Below are 14,202 nucleotides of genomic sequence, written 5' to 3'. Positions count from 1 at the left end.
GACGCCGGCCACCGGATTCCATTCATCGAAACACCGGGCGCCGGCGCGTTCATCGCGCGGCGCCGATTCAACCGATACGCAACCGATATGCAACCGATTCACGCAAGGAGCCTGAAGTGAACGCTACCGACACCCTGGACCCCGCGTCCGCCGAAGAACAGCGCATCATGTCGAAGATGGCGCGGCGCCTGTTGCCCATCCTCGTCGTGATGTTCCTGATCGCGTTCATCGACCGGCAGAACGTCGGCTTCGCGAAGCTGCAGATGGTGCACAGCCTCGGGATGACGGAAGCCGCGTTCGGGCTCGCGTCGTCGCTGTTCTTCATCGGCTACCTGCTGTTCGAGGTGCCGAGCACGCTCGCGCTGCATCGTTACGGCGCCCGCGTGTGGCTCGCGCGGATCATGCTGACGTGGGGGCTCATCACGGTGCTGATGGGCTTCACGACGTCGATGCCCGCGTTCTGTTCGCTGCGCTTCCTGCTCGGCATCGCCGAGGCGGGCTTCTATCCGGGCGTGATCTACTACCTGACGCTGTGGTTTCCGCAGAGCTACCGCGCGAAGGTGCTCGGCATCTTCACGCTGGGCAGCGCGCTCGCGAACATGCTCGGCTCGCTGGTCGGCGGCGTGCTGCTGAGCCTGAACGGCGTGTGGGGCCTCGCGGGCTGGCAGTGGGTGTTCGTGGCGACGGGCATTCCGGCCGTGATCGTCGCGATCGTGGTGTTCCGCGTGCTGCCTGCGTCGTTCCGCGAAGCGCCGTTCCTCGACGAGCGCGAAAAGCAGATCGTCGCCGCGGCGCTGGAGCGCGAGAAGCCGGCGCAGGCCGAGCACGGCCAGCCGTGGAAGGCGCTGCTCGATCCGCGCGTGATGCTGTTCGCGGGCACCTACATGCTGATGTCGACGTCGCTGTACGGCGTCACGTACTGGCTGCCGACGATCGTGAAATCGTTCGGCGTGTCGAGCAGCACGAACGGCCTGCTGAGCATGCTGCCGTGGGCGCTCGCGGTGCTGCTGCTGCTGTGGCTGCCGTCGAAGCTGCGCCGCGCGAAGAGCATCCTGCGCACGATCGCGATCGTCGCGGCGCTCGGCGCGCTCGGCTTCCTGCTGAGCCTCGTGCTGCCGTCGACGCCGCTGCGCTTCGTCGCGCTCGTGCTCGGCGGTGCGTGCATCCCGCTGCTGTATCCGTGCTTCTGGTCGATGCCGCCGCGTTACTTCACCGGCGCGCGGGCGGCAGCCAGCGTCGCGGCGATCAACTCGATCGGCAACCTCGGCGGCTTCTTCAGCCAGAACCTGATGCCGTTCGCGGGCAAGGTGACGGGCACCGCGTTCGGGCCGATGATCGTGCCGATCGTGTGTCTCGCGCTGCTCGGGATCGGCGCGCTGGTCGCGTGGACGCGCTCGGAGCGGGGGATGGTGGCGGCGCGGGCGTGACGGCGTGCGGGATGGCGGTCCGGGATACGCGGGTTAGGCCGAATGGCCGACGGCCCTCGAAAAGGCGGGTGTGCTACCATGCATTACATATGTAATACATGGAGAGTGCGATGAAAACCGCAACCATGCCGGCGCTGCGTGTCGATCCGCAATTGCGGGAGGCGGCGGAGTCGGTCCTCGAGGAGAACGAGACGTTGTCAGCGTTCATGGAGTCGGCGCTGCGCGATGGTATTGCGCGCCGCCGCCTGCAGCGCGAGTTTGTAGCTCGTGGCCTCGCATCGCGTGACGAGGCGCGTCGGACCGGTGAATACGTCGATGCCGCCGACGTGCAGGCCGAACTCGAGGGTATGTTGAAGGTTGCGCGTGCGGCGAGGGCGGCCGATTGATCTATCGGGTCCGATATACGCGTGCGGCGCGTGAAGACCTGGTGCGGATGTATCGATACCTGCTCGAACGTGATGTGGATGCGGCGGCGCGGGCCGCAGAAGCGACCGAACAAGGGGTCGCCATGCTGCGCATGTTTCCGTTCACATGCCGCAAGATCGACGATGGAAATCCGTTCTTGCGTGAGTTGATCGTTTCTTTCGGCACGTCGGGTTATGTCCTGCTGTTCGAGATTGAAGCGGCCGAGCAAGTCACGATTCTTGCGGTGCGACATCAGCGGGAAGATGACTATCACTGATGCATGATCGCCGCGGCAGCCGGCATTGCCGCGTTGATTAGCGATCGAGCCGCGACACCCCGTCTCCCCCATGCGCGACCGCGACGGGCGCATGCGACAGCGGAATCTCGACCTCGACCGTCGTGCCTTCGCCGAGCGTCGTCGCGATCCGCAGCGTGCCGCCGACCAGGTACGCACGCTCGCGCAATCCCACCAGCCCGAACGAACCCGACTTGCGCGGCACGGCAGGATCGAATCCCGCGCCGTCGTCGCGGATCGTCAGCGCGATCTCGTCGCCGCCGTGCAGCAGCTCGACGCTCGCATGCGACGCGGCCGCGTGCCGTGCGACGTTGGCCAGCGCTTCCTGCGCGATGCGGAACACGGCCGTCGCATACGGCTCGTCGAGCTGCAGCTCGGGCGGCTCGACGTGCAGCGAACACGCGATCCCGTGACGGTGCCGGAAATCCTCCACGAGCCATTGCATCGCCGCGGCGAAGCCGAGATCGTCGAGCATCAGCGGGCGCAGGTCCGACGCGATGCGGCGCGTCGCGGCCACCGCGCCGCGCGCCAGCGTATGCATGGCCGCGATCTTGCGCGCCAGCAGCGCATCGTCCTGCGGCACGCGGTCGATCAGCCATTCGAGATCGTTCTTCAGCGTCGCGAGCGTTTGTGCGAGTTCGTCGTGCAGCTCGCGCGCGATGCGGCGCTGCTCGGCTTCGCGCGCGCTGGCGCTGATCGCGGCGATCTCGCGCAGCTCCTCGCGCGACGCCTGCAGCGCCCGCTCCGCGCGCACGCGCTCCTCGACTTCGCGCCGCAGGTCGCGGTTCGACGCGCTCAGCTGCGCGGTGCGCGCGGCGACGCGCTGTTCGAGCCGTTCGTTCGCATCGTTCAGCTGCGCGCTCTTCTGCACGACGAGCAGGTGCTGGTAGCGCGCGCCGGCCAGCGCGCGCACCGTCTGCGCATGCAGCCGGCCGTTCTCGAACAGCATCGCGAACAGCACGACGCCCGACGCGACGAGACCGTACGCGCGCCCGGCATAGAAACCGAGATCGAAGCGCCCGTGATTCAGCATCGACGACAGCGCGATGTCGAACAGCCACGCGACGAGCACCGTCATCACCCACAGGTCGAGCACGGAATGGCGCCGACGCTGCCGCCACATCAGCATCAGCGCGACCAGGTTCAGCCCCCAGACGACCGTGATCGCGTTCGTCATCGTCGCGGCCATCCGGTTGCCGTTCATGATGCGCGGCAGCAGGTTGTGGCCGGCGGTCGCGAGCAGCGCGAGCGCGACCGTCGCAGCGGCCGCCGCCGCGATGCAGAGCACCACCGGAATCGCTGCCCGGCGCTGCGGGGTCGGGATCGGGCGCGCCCGCGACGCCGCGCGCAGCAGCGCGTACGCGGCGACCGACAGCGGAAAGCCGCCATGCCAGAACAGGTACAGCCACGCGGTGGTCTGTTCGCCGGCGCCGAGCAGGCCGGTCGGCGCGAACAGCCCGGGGAAGGTCAGCATGTGCGTGCCGGCCATGAAGCCCGTGAACAGGTAGCCGCCCGCCAGCACGAGCAGCGGCTTCTCGCGCAGGATCGCGTACTGGCCGAGCAGCAGGCCGGCCGTCACCATGTCGTTGACGACGATCGCCGACTGGTACACGGGAATGAATGCCCAGCCCGGGGCAAGCGACATGCCCGCGAACGGCGCGAGCGCGGCGAAGATCACGGCCGACACGAGCACGGTCGCGAGCGCGAGCCGCCGCTCGCGGCGGCCCGGCGGCAGCGACGACATGAACAGGCGCGACGTGTCCGGATCGTCGTCGTCCGGCGGCGCGGGCGGGAAGCGGAAGGCGGCCGTCATGCGTCGTCGGCGCCAGGGTCGAGGTCGTGGCGCACCGCGTAGCGGACCAGTGCGGCTTCGTGCGGCAATTCCATCTTCTCGAGGATCCGTGTCTTGTACGTGCTGACCGTCTTCGCGCTCAGCGCGAGCTCGGCTGCGATCTGCGTGACGGTCCGGCCCGCGACGATGCGGCGCATCACGTCGAGCTCGCGCGTGGACAGCCGTTCGTGCGGCAGGGTCCGGGCCGGCGTGCGCAGCGTGCGCGCGAGGCTCTCGGCCGCGGACGGGCTCACGTACACGCCGCCCGCCGCCACCTTGCCGACGGCCTCGACGAGTTCGGCGGTCGCGCTGTCCTTCGTCAGGTACCCGGTGGCACCGGCCTTGAAGGCGCGCGCCGCGTACTGCGCCTCGGCGTGCATCGTGAGCACGAGCGTGCGCAGCGACGGCGCGTGGCACTTGACCAGACGGATCAGCTCGATGCCGGTCGGCGCGGGCATCGACAGGTCGAGCAGCAACACGTCGGCGGCGGCGTGTTCGGCCAGCGCGAGCGTGGCCGAGCCGTCGCTCGCTTCGCCGACGATCTCGAAACCGCCGGCCATTTCCAGGATGTAACGCAGTCCGTCCCGCATGACTGCGTGATCGTCAGCCAGAATTACCCTGATCATCTTCTAGCGATCCTCTTCGGGATGACGCCGCGAACTGCTTGTCCGGTTGTTGCCGCGGCCGTTCTTCTGATCAATATATTCCGCCGAACCCGAAAACGGTACTCATCCGGGAAATTTTCGAGATAGCTGGGTGCGGAATGTGTACTGAAACGAAATAATCCGCCGGAAAAATACGATGTGGAGCATGCGTCGATCAGGGTATTCCCGGGTGACGGCCACGCCAGGGGCGGGCCGGCACGGCGCGACGGGAACCGCTCCGCGAACCGTCCCGATTCGGGACTAAACTGGTGCCCGATGCCACTGCACCCGCCGAGGAGCCCCGCGATGATCGACCTTGCCGATATCCTGCCGTCCGCATTGCCCGCCGCCGTCGCGTGGGCCGAAGCGGAGGCGGCGCGCGGGATCGCGCAGGGCACGCCGCTGACGCCGGCGCAGGCCGACGACGCGCGTACGGTGGGCGTGGCCCGGCCGGAGGGGATCCGTGTCGTGATCGTCGACCGCATGCCGTTCCCCGAGACGCCGACGCTTGCCGCGATCGCCCGCGACACGGGCCTGCTGTCGCCGGGGACGATCGGGCTCACGCTCGGCCATGCGGTGTACGTGCTGCGCGGGCAGGACACGCGCCGCCTGCTGACCCATGAATTCCGTCACGTGCATCAATTCGAGGCCGCCGGCTCGATCGGTGCGTTTCTCGCGCGCTATCTGCAGGAGATCGCGACGGTCGGCTACCACGACGCGCCGCTCGAGGCCGACGCGCGGCAGCACGAATTCGATTGACCGCTCACGCCGGCGCCGCCGCGCGCACCTCGCCATGAACGTTCCCCCCGCCAGCGCCGCCCCGGTGTTCGCCTGCCGGGCCGTTTCGTCGTGGAGCACACGATGAGCGACACGATCCACGCGTGGATCGGCGCGATCGGCGCGCATCCGCTGCTCGTGCTGACGATCGTGTTCGTGACCGCCTGCGCCGAGGCGATCGCGCTGATCGGCACGGTCGTGCCGGCCGGCGCCGTGATGTTCGCGGCCGGTGCGTTGATCGGCGCGGGCGCGCTCGACGGATGGACGACGATCGGCGTCGCGGCCGTCGGCGCGGTGATCGGCGACGGGATCAGCTACGAGCTGGGGCGGCGCTATCGCGGCGTGATCCGCAACGCATGGGCGCGCTTCGGCTACGCGGCTGCCTATGCACGCGGCGAGGAGTTCGTGCTGCGTCACGGCATGAAGAGCATCGTGTTCGCACGCTTTCTCGCGCCGGTGCGTGCCGTGGTGCCGGTCGTCGTCGGCTGCGCGACGCTGCCGCGCCGGACGTTCTATCCGGTCAACGTCGTGTCGGCGCTCGTGTGGGCGCCGGTACACGTCGCGCCGGGCATCCTGTTCGGCGCGTCGGCCGCACTGGCCGCGGCGATCAGCGTGCGGGTCGCCGTGATCCTCCTGGTCGTCGCCGCGCTGGTCGCGCTCGTCTGGATCGGCGTGCGCATCGCGCTGCGGCGCGGCTGGCCGCTGCTGCGCCGCGCGCTCGCCGAAGTCGTGCACCGGTGCGCGCGCCGCTGGCCGCGCTTCGGCGCGCGGCTGCACGGCACGATCGCAACCCTGCGCGGCCTGCCGGGCGCGGTGCCCGTGCTCGCGCTGCTGTTCATCGGCTGCGTGTGGCTGTTCGCGGGCATCGTGCAGGATGTCGTCGCGAACGATCCGCTGATGCACGCGGACATCGCGCTGTATGCGTTCCTGCAGAACCTGCGCACGCCGCCCGTCGATGCCGTGATGAGTGCGCTTGCCGTGCTGCACGGGCACGATACCGGGTTGATCGTCGCGGCCGCGTTTCTGGTCTGGCTGATGATTCATCGCTGCTGGCTGACGGCCACGTGGTGGCTCGCGACGCTCGGTGTTGCCGTCGTGCTGGTGCCGGCGCTCGGCGCGGGCGTGCCCGGCGCGACGCCGGCGAGCCTGCCGCCCGGCGCGCTGCACGTGCCGCTGCCCGATGCCGACGCCGCGTTCGCGATTCTTGCGAGCAGCGGCCTCGGCTGGGTGCTCACGCGCGACCGGCCTGCGCTGTGGCGCATTCCGGTCGTGACGGCGGTCGTGCTGTGGATCGTGCTTGGTGGCTTTGCGCGGCTGTACGTCGGCGATACCTGGCTGTCGGGCCTGCTGGGCGGATGGAGCCTCGGGCTCGCCTGGTTCGCATTGCTCGCCGGCGCCTATGCGTACTGGCGCGTGCGCGAACATGTGCAGCCGAGAGGCGCGCTCGTCGCGGTGCTCGTCGTGCTCGCGACGGCCGGCGTATGGACGGTGCCCGTGCAATGGCAGCTCGATCGCGCGTCGCGCCCGCACGTCGGCGACGTGGTCGCGATGACCGTTGACCAGTGGCTGCGCGGCGGATGGCAGCGCGTACCGACGCGACGCACCGAGATCGGCGGCGACCGCGAGGAGTATCTGCCGCTGCAATGGAGCGCGACGTCGGATACGCTCGACCGCCATCTCGCGCAGGCCGGCTGGCAGCGCGCGACACCGTGGTCGCCGGCCACCGCGCTGCGCTGGCTGTTGCCGCAGGCGCCGGCCGACACGCTGCCCGTGCTGCCGCGCTACACGCACGGCGAAAGCACGCGACGCGTGTTCGTCCGCGTCGATGCGGCTCATCCGGAAAGCCGCTTCGTGCTGCGGCTATGGCGTTATCCGTACGTGCTGCAGGACGCGCTCGGCATGCGGCCGCTGTGGTACGGCGCGCTGTATCGCGAGACGCTGCGCCGGCCGGCGCGGCTGATGACGATCGTGCGCACGACGACGATCGACGATGCGGCCACGATCGCGCAGGTGCTGGCGGTCGAGCCGACGATCGAGCATCCGCCGGCGGGGATGACAGCCGTGCCGGCCGAGATGCTGCTCGTGTGGATGGTCAGGCCGTGAGCGCGCAGGCGGGCCGCGCGACGATCATGCGTGCGTGGGCTGCGCGGGGACGACGGACAGGCGCAGGCCGACGGTCTTGAGTACCGCGAGCAGGGTTTTGAGTGTCGGGTTGCCGTTCGGGGACAGCGTGCGATACAGCGATTCGCGGCTGATGCCGGCTTCGGCCGCGACCGCGCCGAGCCCGCCGTAGGCTTCCGCGACCGTACGCAGCGCGAGCAGGCCGGCCGCGCGATTGTCGGGATCGTCGAGCGATTCCATCGCGACGCGCAGATACGCGACCGCGAGTTCGCGATCGGCGCCGAGTTCGGCGACTTCCGCGTCGTGGTGCGATACCGCGCCTTTGAGCGTGTTCATGTTTGCCTCCGTTTCCAGTTCGGCCTCAACTGTAGCTTATAAGCTACAGTTGACGATGAGTGATCCGGGGCGAGGGGAACGTCCGGGTAACGCAAACCTGCCGGCGCGTCGTGGATGGTATCGGCCGACAGGTTCCCTGAGTTACTGCTTCGCCGGCGCGATCGTCGCGACCTTGTCGAGCGCGGCCGGAATGTACGTGTCGAGCTGCGCGGTCACCGATTCGTAGAAGTCGATCGGCTTGCCCCACGCGTCGGGTACGTCGAGGTGCTTCCCGGACGCATACTCGGCGAGCGTGAACACCTTGCCGGCAGCCGACGGATAGAGCGCGAGCACCTTCTCCTTGTGCTTGTCGGTCATCGTCAGGATCACGTCGGAATGCTTGACGTCGTTCGCGTTCAACTGGACCGAGCGGTGTGCTGACGTGTCGATGCCGCGCCGCTTCATCAGGATCACGCCGTTCTCTTCCGGCTTTTCGTCGTACGGATCTTCGTCGACGGCGCGCGAGATCACCGCGATATGCGCATGGCGCTGCGCGATCAACTGGCCGGCGATCGCTTCGGCCATCACGCTGCGCCCGGTGTTGCCCGTGTCGACGAACGCGAGCTTTTTCGGTTCGTCGGCAAACGCCGGCGTCGCGCACTGGATACCGACGCAGCAGAGCAGCGCAAGCGCGTTGAGGGTGTGCCTTCTTTTCATGATGTGTCCGCCAGAGTGGGGTGGTTGTCGCCCCGGCGGCGCGCCGGGGCTTGCGGAGATCATGACGGCCGCGCGTGACGGAAAAAAATAACCGGCCGGTTTTTGCAAGAGGGTGTCGCTTCGCTGCAAGCGGGCCCGGCGACCGGGCTGCGCCGATCGCCGATCGCCAATCGCCGGGCGTCACCGCTTCATCGTCGCGCTGTCACGACGTCGCGGCGACGCGTTGCGATGCAAACCCCGCGAGCGTGCGCAACGCATCGCGCGCCGAGCGCAGGTAAAACGCCTGCAGGTGAAACACGTGCCAGCGCGCCGCATGAATCTCCAGCCGGCACGGCACGCCGCACGCATGCGCATGATCCGCGAGGCGCTGCGCGTCGGACAACAGCACTTCCTGGTCGCCGGCCTGGATCAGCATCGGCGGCAGGCCGTGCAGATCGGTGTCGAGCGGGCCGCGTGCGGCGGCCGAGCCGGCGCCGTGATACCAGCGCAGCCCCTGCTCGAGCCAGCCGCGCCGGATCATCGGATCGTCGTGGCGGCGCGAGGCCAGCGTCGTGCCGCCGAGCGCCGGATCGGTCACGGGCGAGATCAGCAGCAGCGCGGCGGCAGCCGGATCGCCGCGCTCGCGCAGCGCGATCGCGACCGCGAGGGCCAGCGCACCGCCGGCCGAATCGCCGGCGATCACGATCCGGTGCGGCGCGTACCCCTGCGCGCGCATCGCGTCGTACACGGCCAGCGCATCGTCGAGCGCGGCCGGGCTCGGGTGCTCGGGCGCGAGCCGGTAGTCGGGCACCCACACCGGCAGGCCGGCATCGTTCGCGAGCCGCGTCGTCACGCCGCGATGCGTATGCGGGCCGCCGAGACAGAATGCGCCGCCGTGCAGATAGAGGATCGCACCGCCCGTATCGCCGCGCTTCGGCGCAACGACTTCGACCGGCACGCGCTGCGCGGACGTGCGGTAGCGCAGCGTGCCGCCCGCACCGGGCATCAGCGGTGACAGCAGCGCGACGACGCCGCGCTGCAGACGCGCGCCGAACGGCGGCCCGATCAGCGGCCGGAACGCGACCCGCTGGAAGCCGCGCAGCGACGCCGCCGCGAGCGATTCCAGCGCGCCGGCCGGCGGCGCGATCACCGTCCCGGGTGCCGGTGCGGCCGATTCGGGCAGCGGGCGCGTGAACCGGTACGCGGACAGGCCGGTGAAGCGCGTGATCCACCGGTAGGTCAGCGTGAAGCCCGGCCAGTTCGTGCTGTTGTGCCCGGACGCATCGACGTACCAGCTCTTGCAGCTGCTCCACACCGAACCTTCGAGCCGCTGCTGCACGTGCACGTTGTAGCGCCGGTAGCGGCGGGCGTCGACGTCGAGCGCGTGCGCGCCGTCGTGCCGCATCGCCCGCACGCAGCGCATCACGTGCGCGATCTGGCTTTCGAGCATGTAGACGATCGAGTTGTGGCCGAGATTGGTGTTCGGGCCGTACAGCATGAAGAAATTCGGAAAGCCCGGCACCGTGAGCCCGAGATACGCCTGCGCGCCGCGTCGCCATGCTTCGTTCAGGTCGAGCCCGTCGCGGCCCGTGATGCGCATCGGCGACAGGAACTCGGTGGCCGCGAAGCCGGTGCCGTAGACGATCGCGTCGACGGGATGGTGCACGCCGTCGGCCGTCTCGATCCCGTTCGCGGTCACGCGCCGGATCGGCTGCGTGACGAGTTCGACGTTGTCGCGGCTCATCGCGGCGAGATAGTCGCTCGACAGCAGGATGCGCTTGCAGCCGATCGGATAATCCGGCGTGAGCCGTGCGCGGAGCGCCGCGTCCGGCACATCGCGCGCGAGCAGCTTGCGGAACGGGCGGCCGACTGCAGCGTCCATCAACCCGTGCAGGCGCGTGAACGCGATCGCGCGCGCTTCGTAGCGCAGGTAGATCGACGCACGGTACAGCTTCATCGCCGCCGGCAGCCGGCGAAACAGCGCCTGCTCCCACGGGCGATACGCGCGGTCGGGACGCGGCATCACGTAGGCCGGCGAGCGCTGGAATACGGTCAGGTGCTGCACGCTGCCCGCGATCGCCGGGACGAACTGGATCGCCGATGCCCCCGTGCCGACCACGGCCACTCGCTTGCCGGCCAGCGCATAGTCGTGATCCCAGTGCGCGGAGTGGAATGCGCGGCCGCGAAACGTGTCGATGCCGGGCAGGTCGGGCATCGCCGGCCGGCTCAGCTGGCCGGTGCCGCTGACGAGCAGCGCGGCGCTCAGCGTCGTGCCGTCGCCGAGCGTGACGTGCCACAGCGCACGGGCTTCGTCGTAGCGCGCGTGGGCGACGTCGGCGCCGAAGCGCAGATGGCGCGCGAGGCCGTACTTGCGTGCGCAATGCTGCAGGTACGCATGGATTTCCGGCTGCGGCGCGAACACGCGGGACCAGGCCGGATTGGGCTCGAACGAGAACGAGTACAGGTGCGAAGGCACGTCGCACGCGGCGCCCGGATAGCGGTTGTCGCGCCACACGCCGCCGACGTCGTGCGAGCGTTCGACGATCACGAAATCGTGAATGCCCGCGCGTTGCAGCGCGATCGCCATGCCGATGCCGGCAAAGCCGGCGCCGATGATGATCGCGGCAAGCGGCGCGGCGGATTCGGCAGATCCGGCGGAACGGGAAGGATCAGGCGACGGCATGGCGGGTTTCCTCGGGCTGGGCGGCATCGTGCGTGGCATACGTCAGCGTATCGGCATCGCGATCCGTCGATGCCGCGACGGCTTCTTCATGCGACCGAACCGGCACGCGGCTCGTGCCGCGCATCAGGTCGACGGCTTTTTCGGCGATCATGATCGTCGGCGCGTTGGTGTTGCCGCCGATCAGCGTCGGCATCACCGACGCATCGACGATGCGCAGCCCCTGCAGGCCGTGCACGCGCAATTGCGGATCGACGACGGCGAGCGCATCGTGGCCCATCCGGCAGGTGCCGACCGGGTGATACACGGTGTCGGTGCGCCGCCGCAGCACGTCGCGGATCTCGTCGTCGGTCGTCACGTTCGCGGTGAACAGGTCGCGCGTGATCCAGCCGGCGAGTGCCGGCGCGTCCATCAGCCGGCGGGTGATGCGAAAGCCGGCGACCATGTCGTCGACGTCGCGCGGATCGTCGAAGAACGCAGGATCGATGCGCGGCGCCGCGAGCGGATCGGCGCTGTTCAGCGTGACCGAGCCGCGGCTGCGCGGCCGCAGCAGACACACGTGGCACGACAGCCCGTGGCCCGCATGCAGCTTGCGCGCATGGTCGTCGACGAGCGCGACGACGAAATGCAGCTGGATGTCCGGTGCGTCGAGATCGGCGCGCGTTTTCAGGAAGCCGCCGCCTTCCGCGAAATTCGACGTCAGCATCCCGCGCCGTTCGCGGCGAAAGCGCACGAACTCGCGCAGCATCCGCAGGCCGCCGCGTGCGGACACACCCATCGTGTCGACGCTGCGCGTGCGATAGCCGAAGATGAAATCCGGATGATCCTGCAGGTTGCGGCCGACGCCGGGCAGGTCGGCCTGCACCGCGATGCCGAGCTGCTGGAGTGCGCGGCCCGGGCCGACGCCCGACAGCATCAGCAACTGCGGCGTCTGCAGCGCGCCGGCCGCGAGCACGACTTCGCGCCGCGCGCGCAGCGTGCGGACTTCGCCGTGCTGCCGCACCTCGACGCCGGTCGCGCGCGTGCCGTCGAACAGGATGCGCAGCACCTGCGCGTGCGTCTCGACCGTCAGGTTGTCGCGGCGGCCGACGTGCGGCAGCAGGTACGCGCGCGCCGCGCTCCACCGTTCGCCGTGCTTCTGCGTGACCTGGTAGATCCCGATGCCTTCCTGCTGCGCACCGTTGAAATCGTCGGTGAGCGGCAGGCCGGCCTGTTGCGCGGCCTCCAGGTAGCGCGCATGAAACGGGTTGCCGGTGCGCAGGTCGCTGACCCACAGCGGGCCGTCGCGGCCGTGCCACGCATCGTCGAAGCGCTCGTTGTGCTCGCTCAGGCGGAAGTACGGCAGCACGTCGTCGTACGCCCAGCCTTCGTTGCCGAGCGCGGCCCAGCCGTCGTAGTCGACGCGATGGCCGCGGATGTAGACCATCGCGTTGATCGCCGACGAACCGCCGAGCATCCTGCCGCGCGGCTGGTAGCCGATGCGCCCGCCGAGCCCCGGTTGCGGCACCGTGTCGAACGCCCAGTTGTTCAGGCGGGTCGGCATCATCGCGACCGCGCCGGCCGGCACGTTGACGATCGCGCCGTCGCCGCGGCCGCCGGCCTCGAGCACGCACACGGTCACGGCCGGGTCCTCGGTCAGCCGCCCCGCGACGACGCAGCCGCCCGATCCGCCGCCAACGACGATGTAGTCGAAAGTCTTGCTCATGGAATCGTCTCCTCGGTTCGATAGTCGATGGATCAGGCGATGGGTGCCGGCATGTGGGCACGGGCGGCGCGCGGGCGGGCGATACGGGTGATGCAGGCGGCGGGATCGGTCGGTCGACGCGGTCGCATGGTGTCTCCTCCTTGGGGGCGATGGGGTCGTTCGGGCGACGACTGGATGACGCCGATGGTGCGGGCCGCATGGGAAAACACCAATGCTGCTTGGGGACAATTGTTTTAGTATTTGGGCCAAATTGGCGCTTCGAGGGTTTCTCCGCATGAGCTTCTGGGATTTCACCCGGAGTCCGGCCAGCGCCCGGCTGCTGGTCGATTTCGGCGATGAACGCGGCGTGCCGCACCGGGCGCTGCTGGCCGGCACGGGGCTCGCGGATGCGCAGCTCGACGATCCGAAAGTCGAGGTGACGGCCGCGCAGGAATTGCGGCTGACCGGCAACCTGCTGCGCGCACTCGGCCGTGCACAGGGCCTCGGCTTCGAGGTCGGCCTGCGCTATCACTTCTCCGCTTACGGGGTATGGGGTTACGGGCTGATCGCGAGCGCGACCGGGCGCGATGCGCTCGCGCTGGCGATGCGCTTCCTGCCGCTCACCTATGCGTACACCGTCATCACGTACCGCGAGGCGTCCGGCACCGGTGTGCTCAACTTCGGCGCACCGGAACTCGACGGCGACCTGAGCCGGTTCCTCGTCGAGCGCGACATGACGGCGGCGGCCGTGCTGCTGCAGGAAATCGCGAGCGGCGATTTCACGTTGTCGCGCTTCACGCTGCAGGCCGCGCGTTCGCCGTCGCTCGCCGCGCCGCGCATCGCCGGCATCGAGCCCGCGTTCTCGGCGCGCGCGAACAGCCTCGCGTTCGACCGCGCGTTTCTCGACCGGCCGCTGCCGCACGCGAATCCGCTGACGGTGTCGATGTGCGAACAGATGTGCGGGCAACTCGTCGAAGCGCGGCGCGCACGCGTGGGCACGTCGGAGATGGTGCGCCAGTACCTGGGCTCGACGCCGGGCACCGCGCCGTTCTCGCTCGAGGACATGGCGCGGCTGATGAACACGAGCCCGCGCACGCTCAAGCGCCGGCTGCAGGAGGAGGGCACGACGTTTCGTGCGCTGCTCGCGCAGGCGCGCGGCGCGATGGCCGAGACGCTGCTCGGCGATGCGCGCCTGTCGCTCGCGGAAGTGGCCGAGCGGCTCGGCTTCAGCGACCTGTCGAGTTTTTCGCAGGCGTTCAAGCGCTGGTACGGCGTGCCGCCGGGCGCGTATCGCAGCGCGGCGCTGCGAGCAGGCGACCGGAGATGA

The 14,202-nt window shown here is 69.4% G+C and carries 12 protein-coding genes; 6 read left to right on the top strand and 6 right to left on the bottom strand.

The features are described 5' to 3' along the window. Positions 1–116: 116 nt before the first annotated feature. The 3 genes from AC5LXK_RS28865 (at position 117) to AC5LXK_RS28855 (ending at position 2,109) form a co-directional block, all read left to right on the top strand. The gene (locus AC5LXK_RS28865; protein ID WP_493392054.1) at positions 117–1,427 is read left to right on the top strand and encodes an MFS transporter; all 1,311 of its coding nucleotides are present in this window, start codon (positions 117–119) and stop codon (positions 1,425–1,427) included. 110 nt (positions 1,428–1,537) lie between these two features. Next, positions 1,538–1,813 (top strand): YlcI/YnfO family protein, encoded by a 276-nt coding sequence (locus AC5LXK_RS28860; protein WP_493392053.1) that lies wholly within the window; start codon positions 1,538–1,540, stop codon positions 1,811–1,813. Next, on the top strand, positions 1,810–2,109 hold the full coding sequence (locus AC5LXK_RS28855) for a type II toxin-antitoxin system RelE/ParE family toxin (RefSeq protein ID WP_493392052.1): 300 nt from the start codon (positions 1,810–1,812) through the stop codon (positions 2,107–2,109). The genes AC5LXK_RS28860 and AC5LXK_RS28855 overlap by 4 nt, the downstream gene beginning before the upstream one ends. 37 nt (positions 2,110–2,146) lie before the next feature. On the opposite strand, the gene AC5LXK_RS28850 is transcribed toward AC5LXK_RS28855, so the two are convergent. Both AC5LXK_RS28850 and AC5LXK_RS28845 read right to left on the bottom strand, forming a co-directional pair. Beyond that, positions 2,147–3,940, bottom strand: coding sequence for a sensor histidine kinase (locus AC5LXK_RS28850; RefSeq protein ID WP_493392051.1), 1,794 nt, complete (start codon positions 3,938–3,940; stop codon positions 2,147–2,149). Beyond that, a complete protein-coding gene (locus tag AC5LXK_RS28845; RefSeq protein ID WP_493392050.1) occupies positions 3,937–4,584 on the bottom strand; it encodes a response regulator in 648 nt (215 codons plus the stop codon). Before AC5LXK_RS28845 ends, AC5LXK_RS28850 begins: the two co-directional genes overlap by 4 nt. A gap of 324 nt (positions 4,585–4,908) precedes the next feature. Here AC5LXK_RS28845 and AC5LXK_RS28840 point away from each other — a divergent pair, with 324 nt between their 5' ends. Together AC5LXK_RS28840 and AC5LXK_RS28835 are read left to right on the top strand one after the other, a co-directional pair. Next, positions 4,909–5,361 (top strand): hypothetical protein, encoded by a 453-nt coding sequence (locus AC5LXK_RS28840; protein WP_493392049.1) that lies wholly within the window; start codon positions 4,909–4,911, stop codon positions 5,359–5,361. Between the two features lie 102 nt (positions 5,362–5,463). Then, positions 5,464–7,482, top strand: coding sequence for a VTT domain-containing protein (locus tag AC5LXK_RS28835; protein WP_493392048.1), 2,019 nt, complete (start codon positions 5,464–5,466; stop codon positions 7,480–7,482). A gap of 24 nt (positions 7,483–7,506) precedes the next feature. Here AC5LXK_RS28835 and AC5LXK_RS28830 read toward each other — a convergent pair whose 3' ends face one another. From AC5LXK_RS28830 to AC5LXK_RS28815, 4 genes are all read right to left on the bottom strand, one after another. After that, positions 7,507–7,836 (bottom strand): helix-turn-helix domain-containing transcriptional regulator, encoded by a 330-nt coding sequence (locus AC5LXK_RS28830; protein WP_493392047.1) that lies wholly within the window; start codon positions 7,834–7,836, stop codon positions 7,507–7,509. 141 nt (positions 7,837–7,977) lie between these two features. Beyond that, positions 7,978–8,532 (bottom strand): arsenate reductase/protein-tyrosine-phosphatase family protein, encoded by a 555-nt coding sequence (locus tag AC5LXK_RS28825; protein WP_493392046.1) that lies wholly within the window; start codon positions 8,530–8,532, stop codon positions 7,978–7,980. Between the two features lie 202 nt (positions 8,533–8,734). After that, entirely contained in the window at positions 8,735–11,194 is a 2,460-nt protein-coding gene (locus AC5LXK_RS28820; RefSeq protein WP_493392045.1) for an alpha/beta hydrolase fold domain-containing protein, read from the bottom strand. After that, positions 11,181–12,896, bottom strand: coding sequence for a GMC family oxidoreductase (locus AC5LXK_RS28815; protein ID WP_493392044.1), 1,716 nt, complete (start codon positions 12,894–12,896; stop codon positions 11,181–11,183). The genes AC5LXK_RS28820 and AC5LXK_RS28815 overlap by 14 nt, the downstream gene beginning before the upstream one ends. 274 nt (positions 12,897–13,170) lie before the next feature. On the opposite strand from AC5LXK_RS28815, the gene AC5LXK_RS28810 reads away from it, so the two are divergent. Further along, positions 13,171–14,202: an AraC family transcriptional regulator gene (locus AC5LXK_RS28810; protein WP_493392043.1), complete on the top strand. Its 1,032-nt coding sequence runs from the start codon at positions 13,171–13,173 to the stop codon at positions 14,200–14,202.

It is taken from the genome of Burkholderia pulmonis (genome assembly GCF_984667975.1).
The sequence above is the reverse complement of the archived record's forward strand: the minus strand, read 5'-3'. Positions and strand labels throughout refer to the sequence as shown.